The organism is Acidiluteibacter ferrifornacis (assembly GCF_009909615.1).
Classification (GTDB): Bacteria; Bacteroidota; Bacteroidia; order Flavobacteriales_E; family Vicingaceae; genus Acidiluteibacter; species Acidiluteibacter ferrifornacis.
Genome location: NZ_WWNE01000012.1, coordinates 261608 through 274304 on the forward strand (window position 1 = coordinate 261608; position 12697 = coordinate 274304).

At 33.1% G+C, this 12697-nt stretch carries 14 protein-coding genes; 4 read left to right on the forward strand and 10 right to left on the reverse strand.

Annotated features, from left to right (window positions below; genetic code table 11):
- Nucleotides 1-34 precede the first annotated feature (34 nt).
- A complete protein-coding gene (locus tag GQN54_RS13290) occupies nt 35-448 on the forward strand; it encodes a DUF6069 family protein (RefSeq protein WP_160634046.1) in 414 nt (137 codons plus the stop codon).
- 44 nt (nt 449-492) lie between these two features.
- A complete protein-coding gene (locus tag GQN54_RS13295) occupies nt 493-996 on the forward strand; it encodes a thiol-disulfide oxidoreductase DCC family protein (RefSeq protein ID WP_160634047.1) in 504 nt (167 codons plus the stop codon).
- Here the strand turns inward: GQN54_RS13295 and GQN54_RS13300 are convergent.
- Complete coding sequence (locus GQN54_RS13300) at nt 991-1695, reverse strand: hypothetical protein (protein WP_160634048.1); 705 nt, start codon at nt 1693-1695, stop codon at nt 991-993. The genes GQN54_RS13295 and GQN54_RS13300 overlap by 6 nt on opposite strands.
- 132 nt (nt 1696-1827) lie before the next feature.
- On the opposite strand from GQN54_RS13300, the gene GQN54_RS13305 reads away from it, so the two are divergent.
- Nucleotides 1828-2919 (forward strand): serine hydrolase, encoded by a 1092-nt coding sequence (locus GQN54_RS13305; protein WP_160634049.1) that lies wholly within the window; start codon nt 1828-1830, stop codon nt 2917-2919.
- On the opposite strand, the gene queD is transcribed toward GQN54_RS13305, so the two are convergent.
- From queD to GQN54_RS13340, 7 genes are all read right to left on the reverse strand, one after another.
- Nucleotides 2916-3272: a 6-carboxytetrahydropterin synthase QueD gene (gene queD / locus GQN54_RS13310; RefSeq protein WP_160634050.1), complete on the reverse strand. Its 357-nt coding sequence runs from the start codon at nt 3270-3272 to the stop codon at nt 2916-2918. The genes GQN54_RS13305 and queD overlap by 4 nt on opposite strands.
- A gap of 118 nt (nt 3273-3390) precedes the next feature.
- The gene (locus GQN54_RS13315; RefSeq protein WP_160634051.1) at nt 3391-3840 is read right to left on the reverse strand and encodes a lipocalin family protein; all 450 of its coding nucleotides are present in this window, start codon (nt 3838-3840) and stop codon (nt 3391-3393) included.
- A gap of 50 nt (nt 3841-3890) precedes the next feature.
- The gene (locus tag GQN54_RS13320; protein WP_160634052.1) at nt 3891-4841 is read right to left on the reverse strand and encodes an NAD(P)H-dependent flavin oxidoreductase; all 951 of its coding nucleotides are present in this window, start codon (nt 4839-4841) and stop codon (nt 3891-3893) included.
- 9 nt (nt 4842-4850) lie between these two features.
- A complete protein-coding gene (locus tag GQN54_RS13325; protein WP_160634053.1) occupies nt 4851-5378 on the reverse strand; it encodes a hypothetical protein in 528 nt (175 codons plus the stop codon).
- A gap of 140 nt (nt 5379-5518) precedes the next feature.
- A complete protein-coding gene (locus tag GQN54_RS13330; RefSeq protein WP_160634054.1) occupies nt 5519-6679 on the reverse strand; it encodes an AbiH family protein in 1161 nt (386 codons plus the stop codon).
- A gap of 133 nt (nt 6680-6812) precedes the next feature.
- Complete coding sequence (locus GQN54_RS13335; protein WP_160634055.1) at nt 6813-7151, reverse strand: single-stranded DNA-binding protein; 339 nt, start codon at nt 7149-7151, stop codon at nt 6813-6815.
- 304 nt (nt 7152-7455) lie between these two features.
- A complete protein-coding gene (locus GQN54_RS13340; RefSeq protein ID WP_160634056.1) occupies nt 7456-8244 on the reverse strand; it encodes an alpha/beta fold hydrolase in 789 nt (262 codons plus the stop codon).
- Between the two features lie 184 nt (nt 8245-8428).
- Here GQN54_RS13340 and GQN54_RS13345 point away from each other — a divergent pair, with 184 nt between their 5' ends.
- Nucleotides 8429-10381 (forward strand): OmpA family protein, encoded by a 1953-nt coding sequence (locus GQN54_RS13345; protein WP_160634057.1) that lies wholly within the window; start codon nt 8429-8431, stop codon nt 10379-10381.
- A gap of 4 nt (nt 10382-10385) precedes the next feature.
- Here the strand turns inward: GQN54_RS13345 and GQN54_RS13350 are convergent, their stop codons facing one another.
- Nucleotides 10386-11378 carry a hypothetical protein gene (locus GQN54_RS13350; protein ID WP_160634058.1) on the reverse strand — a complete coding sequence of 331 codons (993 nt, stop codon included), beginning with the start codon at nt 11376-11378 and terminating at the stop codon, nt 10386-10388.
- 72 nt (nt 11379-11450) lie between these two features.
- Nucleotides 11451-12689 carry a pyridoxal phosphate-dependent decarboxylase family protein gene (locus tag GQN54_RS13355; RefSeq protein WP_160634059.1) on the reverse strand — a complete coding sequence of 413 codons (1239 nt, stop codon included), beginning with the start codon at nt 12687-12689 and terminating at the stop codon, nt 11451-11453.
- Nucleotides 12690-12697: the final 8 nt, after the last annotated feature.

Genomic DNA, 12697 nt, shown 5'->3' on the forward strand with positions numbered 1-12697 from the left:
CAAGGAAATACTAAAATACAAAACTATACGACATATGAAAACTGAAGCAAAATTTTTAAAGAATACATTAAGCGATAATATAACAACTGGTTTAATAGCAGGTATTGTAGCAGCATTAGTAAATGTTCTTTATTTCTTTGCATACAACCAATTTAGTGGGTTTCATGAACCACTAATCAACATCTACATGGTGATGCTCGCTTCATTGATACCTGGTATATTTTCAGGAATCCTTTATTTTATAATGGATCGTTACATCCAAAAGGATACGATGAAGGGTTTTTCTGTTGTGGTAATTCTAACCACCTTACTGAGTTTAGTTGCTCCATATACAGTCAGTACCACAGAATCGGTAAATAGTGCAGAAGGTTTATTCTTGTTAACCATCCCGATGCATTTAATTGTTGGTTTAACGATTATTTTTGTAATGGGAGCAAGAGGAAAATAAAAATATTCCCACCAAAATAGAGTTCACTAGCGTAACTTTGAGTTATGTTTAGTAAAATCAGCCACACTTCGTATCCTCCGTCATCAAAACCTTTGATGATTTGGGATGGGGACTGTGGTTTTTGTCATTATTGGATCATCCGTTGGTGGATCATGTCAGGTGATGCAATTGAGTATCAAAAATACCAATTGGCTCATAAAAAAGTACCTGACATTTCAATTACTCAGTATAGAGAAGCCGTTCGACTAGTATTGCCTGATGGTAGTGTTTATTCTGGTCCGGATGCGGCATACAAAGCATTTGAATTAGCCGGAAAATATCCATTTTTGACAAAATGGTATAGTAAAGGAGGTTGGTTTATGCAACTTTCTGATTGGGGGTATCAAAAAGTTGCCGACTATAGATATCAATTATTTCAATTGACAAAACGTCTATTTGGTAAAAATCCAAGATCTCCCAAAAGTCATTGGGTGAGCTATTTGTTGGCTTTATTGACCCTACTTTTGGGGTTTGGAGTTTTGCTAATTTATGCTTTCAACTACTTATAGACTAAAGCACAATCCTACACCTACGTTTAAAACCGAAATAGTTTGCTCGAAATTTTCTTTAGTAATTGATTTATTACCGTTTATATAAGTAGTAGTTTCCTTTTTAAATTCGGGCAACGACGTGAATGTTTCAGCGTTTAATCTTAACGATAACTTAGAGATAATAGGAATTCTTAGGTGCGCACCATAATTGATTCCAAAAGCAATAGCATCTTCAACTTTGCTTTCACGAACAACCACAGAACCGCTTTCATTGGTAGTAACAGTTACTAATGGTTGAGAAGAATTGACAGCACCACCCAAAAATTTAAAATCCAATCTAACTTTTTTAATCGGAATAGTTAGATATAAACCTGTTAAAGCATAAGCATTTAACCAGTCATCAGCTTTAACTTCGATGGCATTATTGGTAATCAATTGCTTCTCAAATTCAGATTTAATTTCTGATTCATTGATTGAATTAGTATACAAACCTAGATTAAAACCTATACCAACAAATCTAGAGATGTATATGCCTGCTTCTAATGATGCGTATTTACCTGCATTTACCGCAGAAGCACGAGCAGTGTCAAAATTTTTATATTCACCAACTGGCATACTTATTCCAGCATTTAAGCCCACAAAGTGAGGATTTTTTAATTGAGCTGATAAGGTAGAAGTCAACAGGAGTAGAAGGCTTGTGATGATAAAATTCTTCATGATGATGATTTTTTTTGGCAAATGTAAGTCAATTCATATAGCATAAAAAATGAATTTTTAATGAATCAACAAATCAATTCTTTTATCTAATTTGGTCTGCCTTCTAAAATTTTACTATTTAGTATTGAATCTATGGGAACTGATTTAAATATAAGCAAGTTAAACCTAAAACTTGTTTTATCAGGATTGGCAATGGGAATAGCTATTGGAGTCGGGGTAGGGTATTTCGTTTTTGCGGCAGAAATTAATCCTCCAATTGATAGCATTTCAGCGAATAAGTATAATGAGGACCCAATAACAATGAATCAGTTCAGATTCCTGAATCCTAGTATAGCTTATTTAGACTATAGTTCAATTGACTTATCTTCCATTGAAGGGATGGATAGTTTATTATTGCATCAAACTGAAACTGCTCAAAAAAGTGGTAAAGTAAGTTCAGCCGCTATCTATTATAGAGACTTGACTACCAATCAAAAAGTTGGAGTTAATGAAAGTGAAGTCTTTTCTCCTGGTAGTTTAATGAAGGTTCCTATCATGATAGCAATCTATAAATATGCAGAAGCAAAACCACATATTTTAGAGCAGAAGTTGTTGTACACTGATTCAAAGGAAGCTGAATATCTAGAGATGGATAAAAAGAGTCCGAAATCAAATAGTAAGCTAATCCATGGCTCGGAGTATACTGTATCTCAATTAATTGATATTATGATTATTGAGTCTGATAATGAAGCGACCATTATGCTGATTGATTATATAGAAGAAGAAAGTCCTCAATTTTTACGTTCAGTAGAATCAGAACTCGGAATGATCATACCAGATGGCATTGATTTTAATGAGAATTTTATAACAATACGGACGTATGCCTCCTTTTTCAGGGTTTTGTATAATTCTTCATATTTAGAAAAAAAGTACTCAGAATTGGCGCTAGAAACTTTATCTAAAACAGGATATGGTTTTGGAATTCGTCAATCGATCCCCCAAGAGATTCCTGTAGCTCATAAATACGGTGTAAAACCAAGTAAAGACAATTATATTCAGTTGCACCACTTTGGCATTGTTTATCATCAAAAGAAACCATTTCTCATTGGAATAATGACAAAAGGCAAAAACATAGAACACTTAAAATCTTTTATAGCAGAAGTGACTTCAACTACTTTTCAACGAGTGGATGAAAGAGCAAAGAAGGTTAGTCAAAATGATTTCAAGAAGGATATTGAAGATTAATATCCAGAGTATATCACTCCTGAAGTTGGAGTTTCGTTTAATTCTATAGTGGCTAACTCTGGAAGATTAGGTTTTATTTTGTTCCAAATCCAAACAGCAAGTCCTTCGCAAGTTGGGTTTTCTAGGCCATTTATTTCGTTGAGAACTTTGTGGTCAAGTGCTTTAACGACAGGATCAACTGCTTTTTTTAAATCAGTAAAATCCATCACCCAGTTTAGGTGTTCTTTCAAGTCTCCCTCCACAATCACCTTCAATAAATAGGTGTGACCATGCATGTTTTTACATTTATGCCCTTCTGGTACATTGGGTAAAAAATGTGCAGAATCAAATGTGAAGCTCTTGAAAATTTTCATGTGTGTTAATTTTTTGCAAAGTTCTATAAAACCAATGGAAAAAGGAAGGACTAAACATGAAATGTATTAACTAAAAAAGGCCATCAATTGATGGCCCTTAAGTAATATTTTTTCAATCTTATCTTTTAACGTAAGTCAGCTCAGTAGTATATACTATTCCATCTTCAATGGAAGTTGTTGAAAGTCTTAATGTAGTCCCGTCATTTTGAAGAATATTAAAACTAACGTTAAAAAAGAAAATAACAACATTAAGTTGTTTATCGTCGTTTGATAATGACCAAGTGAAATTGGTAATTTGTTCATCTGAAGGGTCACATTTGGTTAATCCTTCACTATAATACCCGGTATTATTGGAATTTAATCTTATAAAATCATCTTTTTCACATTGGTCTAAATCTGCATAAGTAGCTACTACTACATTGTTTTCCATCTCAATGCTATTTGTGAGGTAGTAATCCTTATTTTGAAATTTGTCTTTTGCTGAATCTTCATCTTTTTTACATGAAGATAAACCAATTATAAAAATCGATAAAGTTGCAAGAAGTGTGGCAGTGATTTTCTTTTTCATGATTTTAAGTTTAAATTAAATCCAAATATAAACTGAAAATCTATTCAAAATTATTTCTTGAAAAAATCTTCTAGAATATTTTTTATTGGTTGAATTTTATGCACATACTCGATGGAAGGGCCTGCACACCAAAAGGTTTTGTAGGTGGCACCTTCAGCAGCTTTTTTTACCTGGTTCATTCCTCTCACATAGATGAACATTTTTACATATTTTTTTAACCACTTATTTTTTAACAAAGTTCGTTCCCACCAACTAGCTTTCGCTCCAATTTTTTGTACATAAGGAGTATTGATGATAGTGAGGTGCGACCCTGAAATTCTATCGGTTAAAATAATGTCCTTTGCGCCATAGTCAACCATCGCTTGTTTGTATTCTTGAGAAATATCGGCTTCATCACAGGCGATGAATATGGTTCCAACACTAGCTCCTGCAGCACCCCAACTCATGGCTTCTTCAAGTTGAGAACCCGTGGCAACTCCTCCTGCAGTTATCACCGGGATAGAACAGTTCGCTGTTAACTCTTCGATTAGCTGCTTTGGTGAAATGTTGCCGCAATGTCCACCTGCTTTGGAGTTGACTGCGATTACTGCGTCTGCACCTAATTTTTCAACTTTTAATGCATATTCTAAATTGGTAACATCACAAAAGACTTTGATTCCTTTTTGGTGCGCCTTTTCGATAACTTCAGCAGGACTACCTAAGGAAGTTATGATGTAGGGTACTCCTTCTTCAACTAATATATCAAGTTGTTTTTTGTATTTAGGATTTGATTTGTTGACTATTAAGTTTACACCAAATGATTGACTACTTGCTTTTTTAATGGTTCTAATTGCATCAATTAGCTCTTCATCTGTTCTATAGTTAAGCGCAGGAAATGCAGCACTTACACCAAAATTAAGCGCTTCAATGACCATTTTGGTATTGGAAATTAAAAACATGGGAGCTACGATCAAAGGATATTTGACTCCTAGTAGTTCAGATACAGATGGTGTATTTTTCATCTTGGAAAATTAAGGATATACGATGGTAATTGTGCCCTTAGTTTCCAATGGTCCAGTTAAATTTTCATCAAACTTTGCAGAGCGAGCAGCCGTTTCAGCTTTTACATATAGGTATTCGCTACTAGTAGTTGTGCCGTTTGCACCTGCCAATACACTTCTGATATTTCCATATCTATCCACTACAATGTCAACTACTACTGTGCCTTTATCCTGTGTTCCTATCGAAACTTTTGGTTCGCGAATCATTTTTCTATCCTTAATCGCATACTTCACAGTAAATTGATCTACCTTAAATACCACTTCTTTGGTATCGTCCAACAATGCGCCATCATATGGGACATACTCATTAAAGAATATAGTGCTAACATCTAGCATAGGGTAGGTGACCATTTTGCGATTAACAACCATGCTCAGAACGTCATCTTTTAATTCAATGACAACACCACTGACTTTTTCACCACTTTTTAATACTAAAGTATGCTGTGCAAAAATGGAGCTGGTGCAATAAAGAAACAGACCTATAAAAATACTTTTCATGAAATTGTGTTTTGTGTTCTACCTCAAAGTTCAGTATTCATAATTGGGCATATTTTAAAAAGTGAGATACTTTTAAACAACCAACTAGTGAAAAAGTAAAAAAGCGCCTTTGCTAGAAAGTAAGTGTAACGCGGTAAGTCTTAAACATCACTATCAAGAATATCTGATTCATAATAGGATTGAATTTTACTTCTCATTTTTAGTTTGTCATCAAAATGTCTTGATAAAGCAAGTCTTTTCTTAAAGTGATTATCATTAGATCCGCGATGAAATAGTCTGATCTTAGCACAGTTTTCATGTTCGAAGATTGTTTTTAATAATACTCTATCGGATAGTCCTAATGAATGCCCAAGTATAAATACATCGAATACATCTTCATCTATAATATCAATTACTTCAGAGTAAATATCATTTGATTGATAATGAAATGCTTTTATGTTAATTAGAAAATCATCTATACCACATTGTTCAATATTATTGTATTCAACATGAGAATCATCACCATAACCAAAAACAATACTCTCAGTTTGATTTATATTACCATGTATATTATACACCAAGTATTTGTGAGTTAAATTTAGAGTGTGTTTTAATTGTAATTCTAACATATCAGTGTAATTGAAATTGAGAAAGATAATTTCATTCAGATTTAAATCGAATTCTTTAATCTCAGTATTTTCATTCCTTTTTGAGTAGTATTTATTATAAAACTCTTTCGATTGATTTTTTTTAATTTCTTCAATAATGTTTTTAATGTATGAATTTGTGTTTTTTGAAATGTCAATTCTATTATTTTCAATAACGATATATTCGATTAACTTTTTTCGAAGCTCTAAAAATTCTTCATTTAAATTGTAAAGAGATTCTGTTATTTTAATAATATAGTTTTCCTCGAAAATATTTCCACTATTGTGATAAACTCTTGTTAATTCTCTAAAATATGAGCTTTCTAAATCAGCCCAATTATTACTTCTAAATGCCCCCCTTAAAAGGTTAGATTTAATATTTATTGAAAATCTGTGATTAGCGTTTGGTGAAGAGTTTCCATCTAGAATAATATAAACTTCATCTGAATTGATGATATCATCAAAAGATGTTAACCTATCAATTAATCTTTCGTGTCCTTCAAATGATAGATTTAATATTTTCAATGAGATAAGTTTATCAGAATACTTATAGGATTCATTTATGTTAGCATCAATTAATGCACCTTTTAGATAGAAGAATAAAAAGTCTTTATATAACGTATTTAATCCACATGCAACGTCAAATCCATTACCTACAATCACTATTCTATTCATATGTATATGTTTAGTTAAGTAAATCTAATATTAAAATTATAATATGTGGATAATGAAGTTTATAAAAAGTAAAAAAGCGCCTTTGCTAGAAAGTGCGCTTTTTTAAATTTAATGTAAAGAATAAATGGATGTTCTAGGATTTGCTTCCAAACATCACTATTTCGCTAACTAAAACTTCTGTAATGTAACGTTTAACGCCTTCTTTATCTTCATAAGAGCGGTTGGTTAATTTTCCACTAATTGCTACCTCGCTACCTTTGTCTAAATATTTTTCCGCTATTTCGGCAGTTTTTCCCCACATCACCAATTGGTGCCAAGTCGTGTCTTGCACTTTTTCTCCCTTGGCGTTTTTATAAGACTCTGTTGTTGCGATTGACATGTTCGCTACGACCTTTCCACCTTCTAAATGTTTAACTTCTGGTTTTGCGCCTAAATTTCCAATTAACTGTACGTTGTTTCTTAATGAACTCATAATAATTTGTTTTTGTGATTTGTGAATTATTTCGAGGCAAAGGTTAGAAGGATGTAAATGTGAAGTCGTTTTTAAACGTTTATTAGTCGTTTATTATTCGTTTGTTGTCGTTTAAAAACGTTTTTGTGTTTGTTTTTCAGTGAATTATTCTTTTTGTTGATTTTGAAGTAAATTCAATTTTTACGCATTGAATTCAACAAAAAATATTTAGTGAGGATTTATTTTGCCTCTATTTAGAGCATTTAATTTCTAAAATCGAAAAAGATATGAGATGCGATATTCAGTAATAATGAAATCTATAATATTACTGCTTTGGAGAGATACTTTTTAGGAAATCAATCGCTGTAGCATTAAAAATATGCGGTTGTTCTACATTAACGACATGTCCACAGTCTTTGATGACGTGTAAACGAGCTGAGGGATGATCTCCTACTAATTTGGTGATAGAGGGCAGAAACATATGATCCTCAGAACCCATAATATATAAGGTAGGTACTTTACTGTCATTAATTCGAAAAAAGGTTAATAGTGGATTGACTTCAGAGATTAAAGTAAACCAACGCTTAAATTCTTTCTGATACAACTTTTTAGCTTCATTGATAAATAAGTTGCGTGACTCTTGGTGCTTCTTTTTGGGCATAATGATAAATGCAAAAAAGCGATACAATAATAAGTAAGGTATTACTGATTTTAATAGAGCGCCAGTACGCATCAATACCTGTCCTCTTAAATTAAGTTTCATAACAGCACCTCCCATTATCAAACTGTTGGTTCTTTGTGGATAGCGTTCAGTTAGTTCTCTAATAATAATGGTTCCTAAAGAAATGCCAACAAAGTGAGTTGATTTAATTTTTAAATGATCCAACACATCAATAACCTCATCTCCGATCACATCGAAACTATACTGTTTTAACTTCTCGTAAAAAGGCTTTTTTGACTTTCCGTGCCCTCTTAAATCAACTAACAATACATTGAAGTGCTTTTGAAAGTCTCGCACTTGCTTGTACCAAATTGAACTACTACCGCCAGCCCCATGCACAAAGGTGACCCATTGATTACTTGTGGCGTGTAAATGTGTTGAATAGTATAACATCAAATAAAATAACAAGAGATGCAAATATATGTTTGATATTTGATAAAATGGCTTATTGTCACCTCCATGTTAAGTTAAGTTTAATACACATAGTATCGTTAATAAAAGGAGTGATTTCTTTGATTTTTTCTGGATTTGAAGCGGTTAAATTTCTATCTTGCAGTTAATTCTAAAACATCCTATTATGAGAAAATTAGTACAGATTATTTCTACATTATTATTGATATTTAGTACTTTAAGTTCGTATTCTCAGTTTTTGCTTCCGAATTTCGGAGAACCAACTAAGGTAACTGAACTAAATAGTTACGCAGAAGAAAGCATGCCTTTACCTACTTTAAATGGAAATAGATTGTTTTTCCTGAGAACTTATTTGGAAGATATGGAGCCTAAAAGTGATGGTCAGGACATATGGTATTCCGATCGGGATGCAAACGGCAATTGGGGAACTCCTATTAATTTTCTGCAGGAAGCAGATAAAAACATTTCCAATGCGGTGATTGGAGCTTCAGCAAATGCTGATAAAGTATACGTTTTTAAAACAGTAACTAATCGTAGAAAAATAGATCAAGAAATCACTTACACAGAAAAAGGTGAAGATGGAAAGTGGAAAGAGCTAGAAGCACTGGAAGTACCTGGCTTGAGATTAGATGATGGTTATTACTCTTTCTACATGAATAAGACCGAAGATATTTTAATGATTAGTATGGCTCCTGCAGATACTAACGCTTTTGAAGATTTATACGTTAGTTTGAAAGATGCTAATGGAAACTGGTCAAAAATAATTAACCTTGGAAGCACTATTAATACTCCTGATTATGAGGTAACACCATTCTTAGCTGACGATAGGAAAACCTTATACTTTTCCAGTAATGGCCATGATGGGTTAGGAGAGTCTGATATTTTTGTCACATACCGTTTAGATTCAACTTGGCAAAATTGGACCAAACCGTTAAATTTAGGAGCACCGATAAATTCTCCTGATTTTGATGCGTATTTTGTTATGGGGAATAATATGGAAGTATACTTCACGAGTAATAGAGGACAAGATTACAGTGATATTTACTATTCTAAAATCAACAAAGGAGTTAAATTCGTTGGAGATAAGCAAGACCTATTAGTGAAAGGAAAGTTTTTATACGATGGCTTGCCAGTAGATGGAATAAAAATTAACATTTATGATAAAGATGGTAATTTAATTGACGAAGCTATTACTGATAAATACGGTTTGTTTACCTATCTTAAACTAGATGGAGATGAAGCATATATTTTGAAGCTTACAGAAGATGATTACACCAAGTATCCAGATGCTAAAATATATTATGTAGATGATGCCGGAGAAATAAATGGTCGATTTGTAATGATTGAGGATGGAAGCTACTCTGAAAGCATGAAGGATATCATTTATGCCGACAATGTTTATGGGATTTATAAATTTAAAAAAATCCCGACTTCAGGAACACAACTAGTTGTATTTGATGAAAATGATTACCCATTAGATACCTTGATTACTGATGATTTAGGACAGTTTACTTACAAAAGAATGTCGGGCGATAATAACTATTACTTTAAGCCGATAAATGTTTCTGAAGAAGATTATCAACTATCTGAAATAGCATTATTAGATCCCAATGAAAAAGAAGTGCTTAGTGCTGAAAAAGGAAAAAACAACACCTTTGTATTTGACCCAATTAAATTAGCAGAGTATAACTCAAAAAGTAGTCCTGCTGTAGCGGTAACTGTTAAGGAACCAGTAGAAAAGAAAGGGGATGCTAAGAAAGAGATTATTGAAAAGCCTATCAGTCAAGGTGAAGAGGCGACTACAATTTTCTTTGGATTTAATGATATTTTCTTAACAGTTGATGATCGTAAGAAATTAATGGAAATTGTTGAGAAATTAAACAACGACGAAGATCAGGTAATCAGCGCCATCGGACATACAGATGATGTAGGAACTGAGGAGGTAAACATGAGAGTAGGAGAGCAACGAGCCAACTCTGTTAAACGATATATCGTTGCTAAAGGTATAGATGATTCAAGAATTGAAATTGTATCTAAAGGCGAAGGTATGCCTATTGAAAGTAATGATACTAAGGAAGGTAGAGCAAAGAACAGAAGAGTGGTGATAGAGTATAAATAGAAATTTATTTTTTGAATGTTAATAGTGCTTTAATGGTTACAGCATTCAATGGAAATTCTAACACTACGTGAATAAAACTAAGCAGGAATAAGACAATAAAACCTGTTTGAAAATCATAGAAATAGATGGCAATAGCGGCGAACCAAAAAAGCCCTATTGCCATTATTTTTTTAGGAGAGAGTTCTTTATACCAGCCGATAATTGAAGTTTTTGAAAACCAATTTAAATAATGATAGGTATAAGCAAAGCCAATAAAGGTTTGAATTTTTAATCCTGAAATAGAAGTAGCGTAAAAATCTCCACTTTCCAAACCATTAATAAGTTGAGCTAAAAATGCATTAACTGTCATCATATTGCTGTTCAAGTAAGTTGAAAGAGTTGTCTCACTTGGGGCATTTATAAAAAGTTTATCTGGTAATAGATAGATTATAAAAGGGACAATAATCATAATGAAAAAAGTGATGAGTCCTAGGAGAGAATTAGATTTTCGTGCGCCATACAAAATAAATAAGGCAGTAAATACATACACATGAAGCAGAGTGGGTAAAAAAACTGCTAAATAAATAAATGATGTAGGAAGGATAAAATAGATCAAAATGGCAATGGCCAAGCTGGCGCCAAAGGCAAGGAGTTGCTTTTGGTTTTTGAGAGAAACCAATGCGATTGAAAAAAAGAATACTGCAATCATTAAAAAATTACTTCCATCTGCCAATTGATTCAAGTAGAATTTTAACGAAGTAGAAGGATTGGGCCATAGGTGTAATACGACAGGATATATAGAAACCGCAATGGCTGCCATTAAAAATGGAATCATCCAACTCTTTCTAATATTGACGAAGTAATTCTTTCCCTTAAGCCAATTTAGTTCTGTAATGTAATGCAAAGGGCCTAATATGGCATAGGAGTATAAAAACAATTCAAAAGGGAAAATTAGCGCTATCGTTAGCGATAACGCTATTAAAAGAATGTTTATTAAATCAATATTCAAGTGTTTCATGCAGATGTTTTTGCAACTGCAATAATTGAAAAATTAAATTACAATTGAAAAGAAACTGCACAAAAACTTAGTTTATTGGACTAATTGAGCTTCAATTTCATCCAAGAACTGGTTTAGAAACTCATACTTAACGTGTGACATAACAACTATTTTCCACCATGATGGTCTTGCTTCATACGTGTCTGCAACTAACTCATATTTCATCGCTACTTTAGCGGAAATTTCCCCAGCCTTTATGGTTACAATGTTAAGATATGGATTTCTATAATAGTGAATACCCATACTATCTAGGCGGTCGCATAGATAATTGGTACGTTCCATAAGCTCGTTCATCTTTGCTTTCCATCCTTCGGAGCCATAATTCATTAATAGCATCCATATTACAATGGCATTAGCACCACTTCTGCTTCCGCAAATTGTAAAATCTAGTCCTGGTACATATTGAGCCTCATCTGTAGCAACATATTGCATGAATCCCTTTCGAATTAAAAATATACCTGTACCGTAAGGGGTTTGCAACATTTTGTGTCCATCTATTGAAATGGAACTAACTCTTGGATTTGCAAAATTATGTTTACTATTAGAATTGGTAAATGGATAGATAAAGCCACCAAATGCTGCATCTAAATGTAGTTTAAAGACTAAATTATTCTCATCTAAAAAGTCAACTACAGGGTCAATATCATCAACCGAACCAAATAGGGTAGTAGAGACATTAAGCACCACAATAAAATATTTAACTCCTTTTTTTCTGGCTGCCTCAACTTGCTCTTCCAGTTTTTCAGGAATAATTTGTCGAGTTTCGGAATCCACAGGAATCAAGATTGATTGTACCTGCAATAAATCGCATCCTTTTGCGATGGAGTAGTGCGTATCTGAAGAGTAAATTACTCCAATTTGATTGGTATTTGCGCCATATTCCTTCCTGAAGTAATTTCTATAAATCCACATGGCTTCTAGATTAGCCTCTGTTCCTCCTGTTGCTACATAGCCGTCTTGTTGTCCTTTAGCACCTTGAAATATTTCTTCAGCACATAGTTCAATAAGTTCACGTTCTATGTTTTGAGTTCCTTTAAAAATATCTAAGCCTTTATTGCCCATCGTATGGCATCCAATATGATTGGGATTGGCTATTAAAGTTTTTAAGAAAGGCGCTTTTTCTAAAAATGGAGCATCTCTATAAAATTCATCTTCATCTAAATAGGTTCCTGGAATACCAAGAATAGGGTTTGTAGCGTAGTTCCCATTGGCTGCCAATGCAGCCTCTACCATTTTTAATATGGTTTCTTTTGTTTGCGACTTCCAATACATAATTATAT

What these genes read in the sequence shown, in the direction of transcription:
- GQN54_RS13290 (WP_160634046.1), top strand. Translation starts at nt 35, where the DNA reads ATGAAAACTGAAGCAAAATTTTTAAAGAATACATTAAGCGATAATATA.
- GQN54_RS13295 (WP_160634047.1), top strand. Translation starts at nt 493, where the DNA reads ATGTTTAGTAAAATCAGCCACACTTCGTATCCTCCGTCATCAAAACCT.
- GQN54_RS13300 (WP_160634048.1), bottom strand. Translation starts at nt 1,695, where the DNA reads ATGAAGAATTTTATCATCACAAGCCTTCTACTCCTGTTGACTTCTACC.
- GQN54_RS13305 (WP_160634049.1), top strand. Translation starts at nt 1,828, where the DNA reads ATGGGAACTGATTTAAATATAAGCAAGTTAAACCTAAAACTTGTTTTA.
- queD (WP_160634050.1), bottom strand. Translation starts at nt 3,272, where the DNA reads ATGAAAATTTTCAAGAGCTTCACATTTGATTCTGCACATTTTTTACCC.
- GQN54_RS13315 (WP_160634051.1), bottom strand. Translation starts at nt 3,840, where the DNA reads ATGAAAAAGAAAATCACTGCCACACTTCTTGCAACTTTATCGATTTTT.
- GQN54_RS13320 (WP_160634052.1), bottom strand. Translation starts at nt 4,841, where the DNA reads ATGAAAAATACACCATCTGTATCTGAACTACTAGGAGTCAAATATCCT.
- GQN54_RS13325 (WP_160634053.1), bottom strand. Translation starts at nt 5,378, where the DNA reads ATGAAAAGTATTTTTATAGGTCTGTTTCTTTATTGCACCAGCTCCATT.
- GQN54_RS13330 (WP_160634054.1), bottom strand. Translation starts at nt 6,679, where the DNA reads ATGAATAGAATAGTGATTGTAGGTAATGGATTTGACGTTGCATGTGGA.
- GQN54_RS13335 (WP_160634055.1), bottom strand. Translation starts at nt 7,151, where the DNA reads ATGAGTTCATTAAGAAACAACGTACAGTTAATTGGAAATTTAGGCGCA.
- GQN54_RS13340 (WP_160634056.1), bottom strand. Translation starts at nt 8,244, where the DNA reads ATGTTATACTATTCAACACATTTACACGCCACAAGTAATCAATGGGTC.
- GQN54_RS13345 (WP_160634057.1), top strand. Translation starts at nt 8,429, where the DNA reads ATGAGAAAATTAGTACAGATTATTTCTACATTATTATTGATATTTAGT.
- GQN54_RS13350 (WP_160634058.1), bottom strand. Translation starts at nt 11,378, where the DNA reads ATGAAACACTTGAATATTGATTTAATAAACATTCTTTTAATAGCGTTA.
- GQN54_RS13355 (WP_160634059.1), bottom strand. Translation starts at nt 12,689, where the DNA reads ATGTATTGGAAGTCGCAAACAAAAGAAACCATATTAAAAATGGTAGAG.